General features: G+C 39.2%; 15 protein-coding genes. 2 read left to right on the plus strand and 13 right to left on the minus strand.

The genetic code is table 11. The annotated features are described in order from the left end of the window. Positions 1 to 108: 108 nt before the first annotated feature. The 11 genes from mtaB to gpr form a co-directional block, all read right to left on the minus strand. Positions 109 to 1,467, minus strand: coding sequence for a tRNA (N(6)-L-threonylcarbamoyladenosine(37)-C(2))-methylthiotransferase MtaB (gene mtaB, locus N178_RS10595; protein ID WP_045292083.1), 1,359 nt, complete (start codon positions 1,465 to 1,467; stop codon positions 109 to 111). 5 nt (positions 1,468 to 1,472) lie between these two features. Beyond that, positions 1,473 to 2,225, minus strand: a complete 753-nt coding sequence (locus N178_RS10600; protein WP_045292084.1) for a 16S rRNA (uracil(1498)-N(3))-methyltransferase — start codon at positions 2,223 to 2,225, stop codon at positions 1,473 to 1,475. A 19-nt stretch (positions 2,226 to 2,244) separates the two neighbouring features. Then, positions 2,245 to 3,186: a 50S ribosomal protein L11 methyltransferase gene (prmA, locus tag N178_RS10605; RefSeq protein WP_028411654.1), complete on the minus strand. Its 942-nt coding sequence runs from the start codon at positions 3,184 to 3,186 to the stop codon at positions 2,245 to 2,247. A 117-nt stretch (positions 3,187 to 3,303) separates the two neighbouring features. Next, positions 3,304 to 4,434 carry a molecular chaperone DnaJ gene (gene dnaJ / locus N178_RS10610; RefSeq protein ID WP_013059241.1) on the minus strand — a complete coding sequence of 377 codons (1,131 nt, stop codon included), beginning with the start codon at positions 4,432 to 4,434 and terminating at the stop codon, positions 3,304 to 3,306. Between the two features lie 235 nt (positions 4,435 to 4,669). Next, a complete protein-coding gene (dnaK, locus tag N178_RS10615; RefSeq protein ID WP_013059242.1) occupies positions 4,670 to 6,487 on the minus strand; it encodes a molecular chaperone DnaK in 1,818 nt (605 codons plus the stop codon). 30 nt (positions 6,488 to 6,517) lie between these two features. Beyond that, positions 6,518 to 7,078 (minus strand): nucleotide exchange factor GrpE, encoded by a 561-nt coding sequence (grpE, locus tag N178_RS10620; protein ID WP_045292085.1) that lies wholly within the window; start codon positions 7,076 to 7,078, stop codon positions 6,518 to 6,520. Positions 7,079 to 7,183: 105 nt separating this feature from the next. Next, entirely contained in the window at positions 7,184 to 8,212 is a 1,029-nt protein-coding gene (gene hrcA / locus N178_RS10625) for a heat-inducible transcriptional repressor HrcA (RefSeq protein WP_013059244.1), read from the minus strand. Between the two features lie 91 nt (positions 8,213 to 8,303). Then, positions 8,304 to 9,443, minus strand: coding sequence for a radical SAM family heme chaperone HemW (gene hemW / locus N178_RS10630; RefSeq protein WP_045292086.1), 1,140 nt, complete (start codon positions 9,441 to 9,443; stop codon positions 8,304 to 8,306). Between the two features lie 175 nt (positions 9,444 to 9,618). Beyond that, positions 9,619 to 11,442 carry a translation elongation factor 4 gene (lepA, locus tag N178_RS10635; protein ID WP_013059246.1) on the minus strand — a complete coding sequence of 608 codons (1,824 nt, stop codon included), beginning with the start codon at positions 11,440 to 11,442 and terminating at the stop codon, positions 9,619 to 9,621. Between the two features lie 128 nt (positions 11,443 to 11,570). Next, a complete protein-coding gene (locus tag N178_RS10640) occupies positions 11,571 to 11,906 on the minus strand; it encodes a DUF3679 domain-containing protein (RefSeq protein ID WP_014458177.1) in 336 nt (111 codons plus the stop codon). Between the two features lie 86 nt (positions 11,907 to 11,992). Then, entirely contained in the window at positions 11,993 to 13,105 is a 1,113-nt protein-coding gene (gene gpr / locus N178_RS10645) for a GPR endopeptidase (protein ID WP_045292087.1), read from the minus strand. A 256-nt stretch (positions 13,106 to 13,361) separates the two neighbouring features. Between gpr and rpsT the strand changes: the two genes are divergently transcribed. After that, entirely contained in the window at positions 13,362 to 13,628 is a 267-nt protein-coding gene (gene rpsT, locus N178_RS10650; RefSeq protein WP_013085065.1) for a 30S ribosomal protein S20, read from the plus strand. Positions 13,629 to 13,662: 34 nt separating this feature from the next. Here rpsT and holA read toward each other — a convergent pair whose 3' ends face one another. Then, positions 13,663 to 14,679 carry a DNA polymerase III subunit delta gene (holA, locus tag N178_RS10655; RefSeq protein WP_045292088.1) on the minus strand — a complete coding sequence of 339 codons (1,017 nt, stop codon included), beginning with the start codon at positions 14,677 to 14,679 and terminating at the stop codon, positions 13,663 to 13,665. Positions 14,680 to 15,007: 328 nt separating this feature from the next. On the opposite strand from holA, the gene N178_RS25885 reads away from it, so the two are divergent. Next, on the plus strand, positions 15,008 to 15,142 hold the full coding sequence (locus N178_RS25885) for a YqzM family protein (RefSeq protein WP_013059251.1): 135 nt from the start codon (positions 15,008 to 15,010) through the stop codon (positions 15,140 to 15,142). Between the two features lie 57 nt (positions 15,143 to 15,199). Here the strand turns inward: N178_RS25885 and N178_RS10665 are convergent, their stop codons facing one another. Continuing rightward, the gene (locus N178_RS10665; RefSeq protein WP_045292159.1) at positions 15,200 to 17,491 is read right to left on the minus strand and encodes a DNA internalization-related competence protein ComEC/Rec2; all 2,292 of its coding nucleotides are present in this window, start codon (positions 17,489 to 17,491) and stop codon (positions 15,200 to 15,202) included. Between the last annotated feature and the right edge of the window lie 64 nt (positions 17,492 to 17,555).

The raw sequence follows: 17,555 nt of genomic DNA on the forward strand, positions 1-17,555 counted from the left end.
GCAGTTATTCCCCCTTTATTTTATGAACTTTCTTGATAAAACATTACTCGCTCAGCTGTTTTATACGTATGAAAAAAGCTGCGTAAACACGCAGCTTTCCAATAAGTGTTATGAGCTCATTTTCACCTGATCTTGAAGATGAACCTCATCTAGCACGCGAACAAACTCACCTTCATTATAAGGATATCCAGCTTTTGTAATTTTAACTTTTACAAGCTTTCCAACCATTTCTTCCGAAGCTTTAAACACTACCTTTAAGTAGTTATCGGTATATCCTACGTATAAACCACTTTCAGGGTCTTCTTTATATTTTTCTTCCGGAATTACTTCCAGTACTTCTCCTTCAAACGTTGAAGCATATTCTTTTGCCAATTGATTTGAAAGTTCGATTAAACGATGCACACGTTGATTTTTTACTTCTTCATCAATTTGGTCGGTCATACGAGCTGCTGGCGTACCTGTACGTTTAGAATACGGGAATACGTGAAGCTCTGAAAAACCGTGCTCTTTAATAAAGTTATACGTCTCCATAAACTCTTCTTCTGTCTCACCTGGGAACCCGACAATCACATCTGATGTAATCGCTAATCCAGGAAGAGCTTCTTTCAGACGGTTTAAGCGCTCACCAAAGAACTCCATTGTATACTTACGACGCATGCGCTTCAATACCGTATTTGAACCTGATTGAAGAGGAATATGCAAATGACGTACAACCATTTCTGACTGATCTAGTACCTCTATCACTTCGTCCGTAATTTGGCTTGCCTCGATTGACGAAATGCGAATACGTTTTAGTCCTTTTACTTGAGATTCTAAATCGCGAAGAAGCTGGGCAAGATTGTAATCTTTCATGTCTTCTCCGTATCCGCCAGTGTGAATACCTGTTAACACGATTTCTTTATAGCCCGCATCCACTAGCTGCTGTGCTTGTGCTACTACTTCTTTAGGATCACGAGATCGCATTAAACCGCGCGCCCATGGAATAATACAGAATGTACAGAAGTTGTTACAGCCTTCTTGAATTTTTAACGAAGCACGCGTACGGTCTGTAAATGCCGGTACATCTAGCTCTTCATATACGCGTGTTTTCATAATGTTTCCTACACCGTTAATCGGCTGACGCTCTTTTTTAAATTGTTCAATATAATCAAGCATCTTAACACGATCTTGTGTACCTACTACGATATCAACGCCAGGAATTGCCATAATTTCAGCTGGCGAAGTTTGAGCATAACACCCCGTTACACAAATAACCGCATCTGGATTTTTTCGCACAGCTCTGCGAATAACTTGACGGCTTTTTTTGTCTCCTGTATTTGTTACCGTACATGTATTAATTACATATACATCGGCAGTTTGTTCATATTCAACACGCTCATAGCCTTGGCCTTTGAACAATTGCCAAATTGCTTCTGTTTCATAGTGATTTACTTTACACCCTAGCGTGTGAAAAGCAACTGTTGACATAATCGTCACCTCATTAACTCAGTTTGATAAGATATAGCAGACAGCGCATATAAAGGAGCTGTTTCTGCTCGTAAAATCCGCGGACCAAATCCGCTTATTGTAAATTCATTTTCTTCTAATACTTCTACTTCCTGCTCGGTCAAACCACCTTCAGGGCCTACAACCACAAGCACGGAATTGCCGGGTTTTAAAGCTGAAAGAACAGCGTGCAGATGAGATGTTTCTCCTTGCTTTGCTCTTTCTTCATAGGCTACAACTTTATGAGTATAGTCACCGCTAATTTCTACTAGTTTTTTAAAAGAAATTGGGGCTTCTACTGCTGGTACAATCGTACGATGAGATTGTTCTGCAGCCTCTTTAGCAATCTTGTTCCAGCGATCTAATTTTTTTTGACTCTTTTTATCATCCCATTTAACAACTGAACGAGCCGCAATAAAAGGGATAAACCTATACGCCCCAAGTTCTGTCCCTTTTTGGATAATAAGCTCGAGCTTATCCCCTTTAGGCAGACCGTTCACAATTGTAACATGGACTGGAAGCTCTTTTTCTTCGCTTATCCATTCTATAATAGATGCTTTCACTTCGTTAGCGGAAATATTTTCAATTTCACACAAAGCAGCTTGCCCCTGTTCATTACAGGCAATAAACTGTGATCCTTCATTCATTCTCATGACGCGTGAGATATGATGGGCATCATCTTGTGTCACTGTGACACTTTGCTCTTGAAATTGATCATTTGGCAGAAAATAACGTTGCATCTTGACACCTTCTCACTTGTTAAGCTTGTTTTTGCGCAATAATTGCTACCCAGTCTTCCATAAGCGTTACTTCTTGAATAACAAAGCCCGCTCCCGTTAACGCTTTTTTGACATCTTCTTTTTTCGCACTAATAATACCTGATGTAATGAACATGCCTCCTGGCTTTAATACCTTTGCAGCATCGTCTACAAAACGAACGATTACCTCAGCTAGAATATTCGCCACAACAATGTCAACCGGTCCTTCTATACCTTGCAATAAGTTGTTTTGACCTACTGTTACGATATTTCCAACTTGATTCAGTTCAATATTTTCGCGGGCAGAACGTACGGCTACTTCATCAAGATCTAGAGCTTGTACATTACTTGCTCCTAACAGAGCTGCGCCAATACTTAGCACTCCTGAACCTGTACCTACGTCGATAACGGTATCTCCTGCTTTCACTGTTCTTTCCAATGCTTGAAGAGACATAACCGTCGTTGGATGCGTACCTGTACCAAAAGCCATTCCGGGATCAAGCTCGATAATCAATTCATCTGTGCTTACTTTTTCATAGTTTTCCCAAGTTGGTACAATCGTAAAACGCTCTGAAATTTTCACGGGGTGGTAATATTTTTTCCAAGCTGTGGCCCACTCTTCCTCGTTCACTTCACTGATCGTAACTTTGTTAGCTCCTAAATCAAAGTCGTAAACAAGCAGTCCATTAATTTCTTTTTTGATACCATCCACAGTTTCTGCTAAAAAGCTGTTAACTGGAAGGTATGCTTTAATCACTACACCTTCCTCTGGGTAGTCTTCTACGTTTAAATCATAGATTTCACCAAAAGTTGTATCTCTGTCCTTCACTAAATCAGCAGGATCTTCAATAACTACCCCGCTAGCTCCTGATTCATGTAAAATATGAGAGATGGGTTCAATTGCTTCTTGCGCTGTATGAATACAAATTTCAGACCATTTCATTGCTACCAACTTCATCCTTTCTGCCTTCAGTAATATAGGATTTTAAATATGAACATGACAGATGACAGGTTGGCAAAGTACCTTTACCAACCTGTCTCTGTTTACTATGAAAGACAATTATTCTCCTTTAATTGCTCGTTTTACTTTTGCAAAAAAGGAATCATGCTGCTCATCAACGGCTTCTTGACCGCTCAGTTCAGCGAACTCACGCAATAATTGTTTTTGTTTTTCTGATATTTTTGTTGGTGTTACAACGCGAACGTGAATATGCTGATCTCCTTGACCATACCCACGTACATTTGCGACACCTTTTCCTTTTAAACGGAATTTCGTCCCCGTTTGTGTACCAGCAGGAATCTTCAGTTTCACCTTGCCGTGTAGAGTTGGTACTTCTACTTCATCACCTAGCGCTGCCTGAGCAAACGTTAAAGGCATTTCACAGTAGATATCGTCTCCATCACGTTCAAAGAATTCATGAGTGCGCACGTGGAACACTACGTATAAATCTCCCGGAGGACCACCATTTACCCCTGGTTCTCCTTGAGCACTAACGCGCAGCTGTTGACCATCATCTACCCCAGCTGGAATTTTAACATTAATTTTACGTCGTTTTGTTACTTTACCGTCACCGTGGCACGTTGCACATTTGTCTTTAATGATTTTTCCCGTACCATTACAATGATGGCACGCACGTCGATTTACCACGCGGCCAAACGGCGTGTTTTGTTCAACGTTTAACTGACCTGAACCATTACAGTGCGAACATGTATCAACTTTTGTTCCAGGTTTTGCACCTGAACCGTGACATGTTTCACACGTTTCTTCACGTGGAATTTCAATTGTTGTTTCTTTTCCGAAAACAGCTTCTTCAAAAGAAAGTGTCATCGTATATTGTAAATCGGCACCTTGTCTCGGAGCATTAGGGTCACGTCTGCGACCACCACCACCAAAGATTGAGCTGAAAATATCTTCAAAGCCGAAGCCGCCAAAGTCTGAGCCGCCTCCACCAAAGCCGCCAAAGCCTTGATTTGGATCAGTATGACCAAATTGATCGTATTGTGCTTTTTTTTGGTCATCACTCAATACTTCATATGCTTCTTTTACTTCTTTAAATTTGTCAGCAGCATCTTCCGCTTTGTTAATATCTGGATGATATTGTTTAGAAAGCTTGCGGTATGCTTTTTTTATTTCATCTTTTGTAGCGCTCTTACTGATACCGAGTACTTCATAGTAATCTCGCTTACTCATCAATACTCACTCCCGAATCGTTTCACATAAACGTAATTGTATCATTATTAATAATTCCATAGCAACATAAAAGTTACTTTCTATTGCTCCCATGCACGCAGAGAGCCAAGAGAAAAACTTTCCCTTTCGCTTTTCCACGTTAAAAAAGTCAAAGCCAAGAAATAAGCTTGACTTTGACTTTTTAAAAAGATGTGAATCGCACCATGGCGTCATTCACGTTAGTCGTCAAGATGCATTATTTTTTGTCGTCGTTTACTTCTTCAAACTCTGCATCTACAACATCATCATTTTGAGCGCCTTGTTCACCTGCTTGCTGAGCTTGTTGAGCTTGCTCATACAATTTTACAGTTAACGCTTGAACGATTTCTTGAAGTTCATCTTTTTTCGCTTTGATTTCTTCAAGGTCATTCTTTTCAATCGCAGCTTTTAAAGCATCTTTTGCTTCGTTAGCTTTTGTTACTTCAGCTTCTTCTACTTTTCCTTCAAGATCTTTTAATGTTTTTTCAGTTGTGAACACTAATTGATCTGCTTCGTTGCGTAGTTCCACTTCTTCTTTACGTTGCTTATCAGCATCTGCGTTTTCTTCCGCTTCTTTTACCATGCGGTCGATTTCGTCATCTGATAAACCAGTTGAAGATTTAATTGTAATAGCCTGCTCTTTGTTTGTACCTAAATCTTTTGCACGAACGTTTACGATGCCGTTCTTATCAATATCGAATGATACTTCGATTTGAGGTACTCCGCGTGGTGCAGGAGGAATGTCTGTTAATTGGAAACGTCCTAGCGTTTTGTTGTCTGCAGACATTGGGCGCTCACCTTGAAGAACGTGAATATCTACAGCCGTTTGGCTATCTGCAGCCGTTGAGAATACTTGTGATTTACTTGTTGGAATCGTCGTATTACGCTCAATTAGCTTTGTAAATACGCCACCCATTGTTTCGATACCTAGTGATAAAGGCGTTACGTCTAGTAATACAACGTCTTTTACATCACCAGTTAATACGCCACCTTGAATTGCTGCACCAAGTGCAACTACTTCATCAGGATTTACACCTTTATGAGGATCTTGACCAGTTTCTTTTTTGATTGCATCTTGTACGGCTGGGATACGAGTTGAACCACCAACTAAGATTACTTTATCAAGTTCGCTTGCAGAAAGACCTGCATCTTTTAAAGCTTGACGCACAGGAGCCATTGTACGCTCTACAAGACCTGCTGATAACTCGTCAAATTTAGCACGTGATAAAGATACCTCTAAGTGAAGAGGACCAGCTTCTCCAGCAGTGATAAATGGTAAAGAAATTTGCGTAGATGTTACGCCTGATAAATCTTTTTTCGCTTTTTCAGCCGCATCCTTTAAACGTTGAAGCGCCATTTTATCTTTGCTTAAATCAACGCCGTTTTCTTTTTTGAATTCAGCTACTAAATAGTCGATGATTACTTGGTCAAAGTCGTCACCACCAAGGCGGTTGTCACCTGCAGTTGCGCGAACTTCAAATACGCCGTCGCCAAGTTCTAGAATAGATACGTCAAACGTACCGCCACCAAGGTCATAAACTAAAACTGTTTGATCTTCATCTGTTTTTTCTAATCCGTATGCAAGTGCTGCTGCAGTAGGCTCGTTAATAATACGCTCTACTTCTAAACCAGCAATTTTACCAGCATCTTTTGTTGCTTGACGCTCAGCATCATTAAAGTAAGCAGGAACTGTGATAACAGCTTTTGTTACAGGCTCACCTAAATACTCTTCAGCATAACCTTTTAAATGTTGAAGAATGATAGCTGACATTTCTTGAGGCGTGTATTGCTTGCCTTCAGCTTCCACCTTATGGTCTGTACCCATATGACGTTTAACTGAAATAATTGTGTTAGGGTTTGTAATAGCTTGACGTTTCGCTACTTCCCCAACTTGACGCTCACCGTTTTTGAATGCCACAACTGATGGCGTTGTACGGTTTCCTTCTGGATTTGGAATTACTTTTGGTTCGCCGCCTTCTAATACAGCGACACAAGAGTTAGTTGTACCTAAATCGATACCAATGATCTTACTCATTGACAATGACCTCCTTCATAATATGTAGTGTTATTGATTAACTTTAACCATCGCAGGGCGGATGATTTTATCTTTTAATTTGTAACCTTTTTGAAGCTCTTCTACTACCGTGTTCGGTTCGTATTCACCGTCTTCTACTTGCATCACTGCTTGATGCTCGTATGGATCGAATGTTTTCCCAACTGACTCAATTGCTTCAACACCTTCTTTTTGAAGTGCCTCTACCAATTGACGGTATACCATTTCTACACCTTGCAGCACAGATTTGGTTTGTTCGTCCGCTGTGTTAACTTGTAATGCACGTTCAAAGTTATCAAGTGCTGGTAAAATATCCGCAACCAATGATTGAGCACGGTATTTTTGAGCAGCTTCTGCATCGAGACGTGAACGACGACGGAAATTATCGAAATCAGCTTGTAGACGTAAGTAGCGATTCTCTTCTTCTTCAAGCTGTTGCTTTAATTGATTATTTTCTTGTTGAAGAGGGTTTACTTCCTCAGACGCTTCAGCTTCAGTTGCTTCAGCAGCTTCTGTTTGAACTTCTTCAACCACTTCTTCGTTTTGTTCTTCTACTTGCTTTTCGTTTGACAATTCATTCACCTCCCTTAAATGTTTACACACATTTTCACATTTTAAACAACGATTTTTATTTTATCACAGGGAAAGGATGGAAGTAATATATTCCACCCGATTCCTTTATTCTTTATACAAGTTTGTTAACACTTGAGACATATCTGATGATAGCAGTGTAAGCAAACTAATCACACGCGCATATTCCATGCGGGTCGGCCCCAGTATAGCAATTGTGCCAAGCTGTTCGTGACCAAAAGAATAACTAGCTGTAATTAAGCTGCACCCTACCATTTCATTCAACTTATTTTCATGACCAATTTTCACATGTATGCCAGCCTCATTTGGGCTTAGCAGCTTATAAAACTGCTGTTCATGTTCAATAATGTTGAACAGCCCGCGAATTTTATTAAGATCATGAAATTCCGGCTGAGCAAACATATTCGTTTTGCCGCCAACTACTAATTTGCCATTCATGTTGAGCTTTAATGCATCATTGAGTATATCCATCGTCTGCTCATACCCTTGAATATGGCTTTTTAAGAGCGTCGCTACTTCTTTGTACATTTTATCATGTAAATCCGTAATACGAACGCCGATGAGCTTTTCGTTCAAAATGTTAACCATCTTTTCAATATCGGAAGGTTGAATGCTGCTCGGCAGCGTAATCGTCCGACTTTCAACGTGTCCTGTATCGGTCACAATAATCGCAACAGCTGACTGAGCCGTTAAAGGTAAAATCTGCAGCTGTTTTAACTTATGGCTGACCGCTTTTGGCCCTAGCACAATGGACGTTAAACTCGTTAAATCAGATAAAATTTGCGCTGACTTTTGAACGAGCTGCTCCAGTTCTACAATGCGTTCAGCAAATACTGAACGCACCGTAGAAACATCGCTTGCTTTCAAGTGCTGCGGGGACACTAGATGATCAACATAATAACGATAGCCTTTCTCAGACGGAACGCGCCCTGAAGAAGTATGAGTTTTTTCAATAAATCCAAGTTCTTCTAGGTCTGACATCTCATTACGAATCGTAGCCGAACTAAAATTAAACTCTTCTTTCTTAGATAATGTTCGAGAGCCTACCGGCTGCGCAGATCGAATGAAATCATCAATAATGACTTGTAAAATTAATAACTGTCGATCAGTAAGCACGCTTCATCACCTCTGTTAGCACTCTAAAACTCTGAGTGCTAAATCTAATAATAAATTACCAAATCACTATAGCGATGTCAACGATTTGATATTAGATTATCCCAATAAAGGCTTGAAAAACTTCATTCCCCAAAAATCGACCATTGTGTGTTAAAAAGACGGAGCTATTGTCTTCACCCAAAAGTCCTTTCTCTTTGTATTCTCGAATAGGTTCTCCAAATACATCTTTTAATTCTCGATTGAATTTTTTCTTAAACTCCTCTTTTGAGACTCCTTGCGTTTTACGAAGGCCCAAAAACATTTCTTCCTCCATTTTTTCAGCCTCGGTCACGCTCACTTCATTCAGATATGCATTTCCTTTTTGCTCGACTGAATCAATGTACTTTTTTAATGGTCCAATATTTGCTCGTCTTATTCCGTCAATATAGCTATGTGCACCTGCGCCAATTCCGTAATAATCGTCGTTGTTCCAATATGTTAGATTATGAATACTCTCGTACCCTGGCTTTGCAAAATTACTGATTTCATATTGACGAAAACCTTGTTTGTCCATTTCTTTCATAAGCAGCTCATACATAGCTGCTTCTTCTTCTTGAGCAGGCAGCGGCAGCTTCCCTTTATTCATTAAATTATAAAATACCGTTTTAGGTTCAATAATTAACGAATAGGCAGACATATGCTCTACTTCTAATGAAAAAGCGGTTTGAAGCGTCGAAGAAAAATCAGCTACCGTTTGTTCTGGCAAGCTATAAATTAAGTCTAAGCTTATATTCGACATTCCAATCTTTCTCGCTTGCTCAACACAATCAAATACCTGTCTATTTGAATGCACACGTCCAATTTTCTCCAATAATCTTTCATTAAACGTTTGTACACCAATGCTTAAACGATTCACGCCATAGTCATGGAGAAGCTGAAGCTTTTCTTTTGTCAATTCATTCGGATTCGCTTCAAATGTAAACTCACCTTTCTCGTCGTAAGGAAGATACATACGAATAGATTCTAAAAAATACTCCAGCTGCTGTTCATCTAAGGCTGTGGGCGTTCCACCCCCAACGAATATCGTGTTTAAATTGGTCGTTGGATAACGTTCGACTGTTTGTTTCATTTCTTCTCGCATGCTTTCCAAATACGGCATAACGGGCTGATTTTTGAAAAACACTTTATTAAAGTCACAATAGTGACAAATATGATGACAAAACGGGATATGCAGATATGCTGCCTTCACCATGGACTTTCACCTCAATCACATTTATAAATGATAAAAATACCGCAGAGTCTCTCTGCGGTATTTTTATCTATGTTCGTTCACACTTATTTACAGCGCTGAAAACTCTTTACTATCGTATCAGATTAGCTCCATTTTCAAAACTAATTTGACATGTTAAATAATAGAATTTGAGCTATTAATCTTCGTCCATGCGAAGCACAGCCATGAATGCTTCCTGCGGTACTTCAACAGAACCGACCTGCTTCATACGTTTTTTACCTTCTTTTTGTTTTTCAAGAAGTTTACGTTTACGAGAGATATCTCCTCCGTAACATTTTGCTAAAACGTTTTTGCGAATGGCTTTAATGGTTGAACGCGCCACAATTTTTTGACCGATTGCCGCTTGAATCGGCACTTCGAACTGTTGACGTGGAATAAGCTCTTTAAGCTTTTCTACAATGACTTTACCACGATCGTAAGCTGAATCTCTGTGAACGATAAAGGAAAGCGCATCGACCGTTTCACCGTTTAAGAGAATATCCATCTTCACAAGCTTCGAAGGCTGATATCCGATAAGCTCGTAGTCAAACGACGCGTAGCCTTTTGTATTTGATTTTAATTGATCAAAGAAATCATATACAATTTCAGCCAGCGGAATTTCGTATACAATACTAACGCGATTAGCATCCAAGTACTGCATATCAATAAAGTTGCCTCGCTTCTTCTGACAAAGCTCCATCACAGCACCAACATAATCATTTGGTACCATCATCGTTGCCTTCACATACGGTTCTTCCACGCGTTCGATCTTTTGTGGGTCCGGCATATTAGACGGGTTATCTACAGACAGATGAGTCTCGTCTGTTAAATACACGTCATAAATAACGCTTGGGGCTGTTGTAATTAAATCAATTTTAAATTCGCGCTCAATACGCTCTTGGATAATTTCCATGTGAAGCAGTCCTAAGAATCCACATCGGAAACCAAATCCTAAGGCCTGAGACGTCTCTGGTTCAAACTGAAGTGCAGAGTCATTTAGCTCTAGCTTTTCTAGTGCTTCACGAAGATCGTTATACTTCGCTGTATCAATCGGGTACAGTCCGCAGTATACCATTGGATTCAGACGACGATAACCAGGAAGAGGTTCACTTGCTCCGTTTTTAGCAAGAGTAATCGTGTCCCCTACTCGCGTATCTCCAACGTTTTTAATAGCTGCTGTTAAAAACCCTACGTCGCCAACAGAAAGTTCATCTTTAGCAACGGCTTTTGGCGTTAACACACCTAGCTCCGTTACCTCAAACTCTTTTCCTGTTGCCATCATTTTAATTTTGTCGCCTACTTTTACTCGTCCCTGTACGATACGAATAGATGCGACTACACCTCGGTATGCATCATAAAATGAATCAAAGATTAGTGCTTGAAGCGGTGCATCTGGATCCCCTTCAGGAGCAGGCACTTTTTCAACAATTTGTTCTAAAATTTCTTCGATGCCAATTCCTGCTTTAGCTGAAGCTAATACTGCTTCCGACGCATCTAATCCAATTACGTCTTCAACCTCTTGGCGCACTCGCTCTGGCTCTGCGCTCGGCAGGTCAATCTTATTAATGACAGGTAAAATTTCAAGGTTGTTATCAAGCGCTAAATATACGTTTGCTAGTGTTTGAGCTTCAATACCTTGAGCTGCATCTACTACTAGAATAGCACCTTCACACGCGGCTAAACTTCGCGACACTTCATATGTAAAATCGACGTGCCCCGGTGTGTCAATTAGATGAAAAGTATACTCTTCTCCATCTTTTGCTTTGTATTGAAGCTGCACAGCATTTAATTTAATGGTAATTCCACGTTCACGTTCTAAATCCATTGAATCTAAAAGCTGAGCTTTCATTTCTCGCTGTGTTAACGCATTTGTTTTTTCTAAAATACGGTCTGCCAATGTTGACTTACCGTGGTCTATATGAGCAATAATCGAAAAGTTTCTGATTTTCGATTGTCGTTTCAATCTTGCTTCTCTATCCATATTTTTTTCACTCCTACTGAAAATCGGCAAAATACACTAAACTAAATTATAACAACACATTCGTCAACATTCAATAAGCATTCCATTGGGGATTTTTCCATACAAAAAAGCAGAAAGAGATTCTGCTTTTAATTAAGAAGATGATGGATAGCCTTAAAAGCTTTTCCTATTGTACTTTTCACGCCTTCCGCTAGACTTTGACCTAGCGAGGAGAAAAAGTTAAAAGCCTTTCGTTTTTCTAAAAACTGCTGTTTTTCATCAATGTTCACGACTTTTTTTGAACCTAAAACAGCAGCTTCCACCTGACCATCTGACGTTTTAGACACATTAATAACATGTTCAATCGAAGGATCATTATATCCCTTCATTTTAATCAACCCTTGCTGAGCCGTCTGCATTCCTAAAAATACGACGCACAGTAAAAAAATGGTTAGCACTACTGATTTTAAAGTAAATTTAATCATATTATTAGGCCCCTTACTTCTTTATCTTCTGTAGTACTAACCATTATGACTATATTCTGAAGAACTCATTCATCTAAAAGCGTATATTAATGAGTATATGCCCCAAAATTATCTTGGTCCACTTCATGATGCAAAGCAGCGTTAAGTCCTCCTGCAACTACATTCGCCATATCTTCAATAAACATATCCACTTCTTTTGGTGTAACCATCAAATTATGGCCTAAAGGTGCAAGCACTTCATGAATAAGACGTCTTTTTTCTTCATCGGGAAGGGTGCCAATCATACCGAGATACGTTTGACGCTGCTCTTCATTGGGTAAATCATCCTCCGTGAGCTTCTTTTTTTCCCCAAACGTCATACCAGACGGAAGCAGCGACTTAGACGGCTTTCCCTGCTCTTTCATTTCTCGGCCGAAATGTTTTAAGATAAAGTCAATTGTATCGCTTGTAATGGACACAGCATCCACCACCGTTGGAATACCTATTGCAATAACTGGAATGCCAAGTGTTTCATAACTGATTTCTTTGCGCTTGTTTCCAACCCCAGACCCCGGATGAATACCTGAATCTGAAATTTGAATGGTAGCATTTACCCGTTCAATCGAACGAGCGGCCAGCGCATCGATTGCAATAATAAAGTCTGGATTCACTTTCTTTACAACGCCAAAGATAATATCACTTGTCTCAATACCCGTCATTCCCATTACTCCCGGAACAATGGCGCTAACGGGTCTAAAGCCATCTTGCACGCTTTCAGGCTGTAACTCAAACAAATGTCTTGTAATCAACAAATTATCTACTGCCTTTGGTCCAAGCGCGTCTGGTGTAACACTTAAGTTTCCAAGCCCCACTACAAGACAGCTAGCATCATCTGGAATGTTGAGGCTTTTAATAAAAAAATTCAGCTCTTTAGCAAATACTTCTTCCATAGCCTCTTGCTTTTCAGTATCCTGCTCGCGAATGCCTACCGATTCAAGGGTTACATATCGGCCTTTTTTCTTACCGATTGCTTCTGCGCCCTCTTCCGTAATTTCTACCATTGAAATTTTGACACCTTGTTCTTCTTTTTCTTTTACAATTACGCCTTTGATTTCTGACTGATTATTCGGTTTAGGCTGATTTTCTAACGCTATGTCTTTTGCTTCGACAGCTAAATCCGTGCGCACGCTATATTGACTTAAATCAAGTTCTTTTTCCATTTCTTAACCTCCTAGACAATCTTTGTTGAAATTATTGTCACCGAGGACTGGCAGATTCATGCATTTAAGAAATGAAAAGTAGAAGGAAGGGCGCAATATCAGCTACAAGCTTTTAAAGAGAGGTCTGTCATATAAAATTCCTTGTCAAGGCTATTGCATTCTGTCCTTGTGTTTGATAAAATATCTTTTGTTCTTATTGTGAAGAATGTCGAGTTCTATATAATCTCGATTGTTATCATTTCGGGAGGTGAAACGGATGCCAAACATTAAATCAGCTATCAAACGTGTAAAAACTACTGAAGCTCGCCGTGCTCATAACATTCAAGCTAAATCAGCTATGCGTACTGCAATCAAAAACTTTGAAGCTTTAGTTGAAAACAACGATGTAGATAACGCAAAAGCAGCATTTGCTGTTGCTTCTAAAAAATTAGACAAAGCCGCACAATCTGGTCTTATCCACAAAAATGCTGCAGCTCGTCAAAAATCTCGCTTAGCAGTAAAACTTAACGGTTTATCTGCATAATTGAGACAAAAACGATCCCATTAGGATCGTTTTTTTATTGCGCTCTTTTTAATAAAAACAGCTGTAAAATAAGCGCCTTATCCATTTTCCCCGTCTTCATTTCATAATCTGCCTCTGCTAAATCCTTTAAAATTCCTTTAAGCTGCTGTTCCTCAAAACTTCTGCTCTGCTGCAAAGCGATTTTCACACGAAACGGATGAACCTTAATCGTTTGAGCAATTTGCTGCTGACCGTACCCTTGGCTAGACAGCTGCTTCGTATGATAAATCAATCGAAACTGCGTCGCTAACAAAGATAAAATTTTAATAGGCTCTTCGTTATTACGCAGTAAATCCTGATACATATTTAAAGCAGTAGAAACCTTTCGCTGAATAACAGCATCAATAAGCGTAAATACATTTTGTTCAAGCGTTTTCGCCACAAGCTTAAGCACAACTTCTTTTGTAATGACTCCGCCTTGTCCAACGTATAACACCATTTTTTCAATTTCATTTGTCACAAGCGTTACATTAAGACCCACAAGCTGAATAAGCAGCGTTACAGCTTCTTCATCCATATTCACTCCATCTTTTGAAAGTAAATTATGAATCCACTGCTTCATTTCTTTTTCACCAAATTCGTTCGCTTCGATGTAAGCTGCTTGTTTTTTTAATAATTTTGTTATTTTTTTTCTTTCATCCAGCTTTTCATAAGGAGCTAGAAGAATTAACGTTGAAAAAGACGGGGGCTGTTCGACATATTGCTGAAGTTTTGCCAGATCATGCTCGACTTTATCTTTTGATTTTTCAGCCGTTAAAAATGCTGCATTTTTCGCGACCACTACACGCTTGTCTCCTAAAAAAGGAAGCGTTTCAGCATCTTCTAGCACTTGATCAATCGATGTCTCTTCTAAATCGTATAGTGACAAGTTAAATTCTTTATCTTCTTCATTCAACGTATAGTCGACGATTTTATCTCTAATCTTTTTACTCATAAATGCATTAACCCCGTGTATTAAATAAACGGGGGCTATATTATTTTTAGTAATACTTTTTAAGCTATCAACTGCCAACGTATATACGCTCCTCTTTTTTTTATTCATCTATATTGATTATGTATAGTTATTGATAAACAAAATACAATTTCTATCGTAAAGGTGTTATGAGTTTTTGGCAACAATACAAAAGGAATTGTCTTAAAACGACAATTCCTCAGTTTATGATAAACATCAACAATATAAGCCCTAGGTTACTTATTTGTTAATGATTAAACCCTTATCTCTATTTTCTCCTCATGCTCATAAAGTATAGTTGTTAACTGTTGTCAGTTTATGAAAACGCTTTTAAATTGTCTAGATTTTTAAAAAAAGTTAGATTATACTGTAAACAGGAGGGGTGTTAATGAACCAATTTGAAGAAAGTGTCCAAAGTAAACGCAACGACGCTGTCGATTCTGCCGTAGGATTTGGTGTTTCATTTGGCTTTTTCACTGCCTTATTTGTTATTGCAACTGTGATTCACTACTTGGGTTCGTAAAATTGCTTCAAGGCTGCTTCTTAGCAGTCTTTTTCAGTTCGTTTTTCTTACTATAGACTATGGAAGTTGCTGTGAAAACGTTCCTGACTTTTTTGTAAATTCATACATTACCCCACCATCTTCATCCGTTCGATAAATATAAACCCCGTAGCTTTTCAGAAGCTCTAATATTTCTTGATGAGGATGACCATAACGATTTTTTTGCCCCGCTGAAACAAGCGCTACTTTAGGATTTAAATGTTGAACAAACTCTTCTGAAGTTGAGGTTTTACTGCCATGATGTCCAACTTTCAATACATCTGCTTTAAGGTTGGGAAAGTCTTTTAATATTCTTTGTTCTCCTTCTTTTTCTAAATCTCCGGTGAATAGCCATCTTAAATTTCCTAACTTAGCGTCTATTACAATTGAGCCGTTGTTGCTCGTTTCTTCGAAACCTGTCGGAGAAATAACCTGAAATAAGACACCTCCTTCTTGCCAGCTATCTCCTTGTTGAACAATTTGAACAGGCACGCTTTGTTTTTGAGCAGCGATCACCAAGCCAGTCTCTACGTCATTTAATTCAGCTTTTTTCCCAAGCACCAGCTCTCCGACAGCCACTTGTGAAAATAGATGCTGTGCTGCCCCTGCGTGATCATAATCGCCGTGTGTAATAATCATTTTATCTACCTTTGTCATTCCTTTTGAATGCAAAAAGGGAACAAGTACGTCTTCTCCCACGTCAAAAGAAGAACGACGTTTTTGCCATGGTTCTTTTGGAAATGAAACGGTTCCTCCGGTATCGATCATATACACACCTTTTCGATAAGGAAGCTCAATGATAAAGCAATCTCCTTGTCCTACATCGACCATTGTGACCGTTCCTTTTGGATTCAAATAAGGATACATACATTGTGCGGCTAACAATGCTGCGAGAAGAAACATATAGCGAACGAAAAACTCTCCTTCTTCGACCGCTACAAATAAAGCATAAATGCATAAGTACATGCCCAAAAACAGCAAAATGTGGGGTTTTCCCGTTACAAAATCAGCGGGAACCCACTCAAAAAAGCCAAGTAATTTTTCACAAACAAGTAAAAGAACATGAAGAATTTGCTCCAGCAATTCACTCACTCCCGGCAAGATGAGACGAACAAAAAGAATGAGCAAACAAAGAGGTAATACAACAAGAGAAAACAACGGTACAAAAACCATATTTAATGGCAAACTGAGGAGAGATACTCCATAAAAATAGTACAACAATAAAGGAAGTGAACTGACTTGTGCAATCGCTGAAACAGCCATGAGCTGGCTGAAAGAAGAATGAAAACGAGGTAAAATTGTCTGACTCGATAAAATCAAGGCAAAACTAACGGCAAAAGAAAGCTGAAATCCTACATCAAATAAATAGTACGGCTTAAAAAGCAGCATGCTTATAAAAGCAAGGCTGATGCTATCAGCCAAAAGAATTTTCCTTTGTATTTTTATCGATATAAGCATCAGCATACTCATAAAAACAGCTCGGACAACTGAAGCGCTGCCACCGGCCAAAACCATGTATACAGGAAGAAGCAAAAGTAAAAGCGTAATGGCTCGCTCGCGCGTTATTCCAATCCGAATGAGCAAATAAAAACACATCGCTGTCAGCAGTCCAACATGAAGACCTGATATGGCAAGCAAATGTATTAAACCAAATTGCTGATAGCGCTTGATACTCTCTTCTTCGATTCCAGTGCGCTCACCGTAAATTAGTGCCTGCATAAACCCAGCGCCTGGTTCCGACATATTTTGTTGAATATAATTAATTCCTTTTTGACGAATAAAGGTAAGGTACGTAAGTGGAGTTAAAGTGGGAAGCTGGCATTTTACCAAATCAAGTCTCTTGACGTTAAGCTGCCAATGAATAGACTGATGGTACAAATATTGCTGATAATCAAATGCATGAAGATTGCGAGCAGGTGAAGGAGAAGTTAATTGCCCCGCTAGTTGACAAACTTGATGAATCGTTAGCTTTTCGAGCTGCTGTTTCTCTTTCAACGTTTTTAGTTTATAAAAAGCCATGACCTCTTCATTTTGAACCGTAAACTTAAAAGTAAGCTTGTCGCCGTCACTATGCGGAACAGATGAAATTTCGCCTGTAAAAGTAGAAGATTCAGCTAAAAGAACCGTTTTGTTATGCTTATTTGTCTCAGCTAATAAGTAGACGCACAAAACGCTCAACAGTGCAGAAGCAATAACCACTTTCCTCGGACATTGTAGCCATTGAAAAATGAAAAGCACGATCAGCAAAAACAGGCTTACAGCGGAATGATTATCATATACATATAAAGCTATCATCATGCTAAAAGCACAGTACATATAATATCCTTTCACTTTTAGCTCCTTTCTTCTTAAAAGAAAGAGGCTTCTTACTGTTACCAAGTAAAAAACCTCTTTT

This window comes from Priestia aryabhattai B8W22 (assembly GCF_000956595.1).
Taxonomy (GTDB): domain Bacteria; phylum Bacillota; class Bacilli; order Bacillales; family Bacillaceae_H; genus Priestia; species Priestia aryabhattai.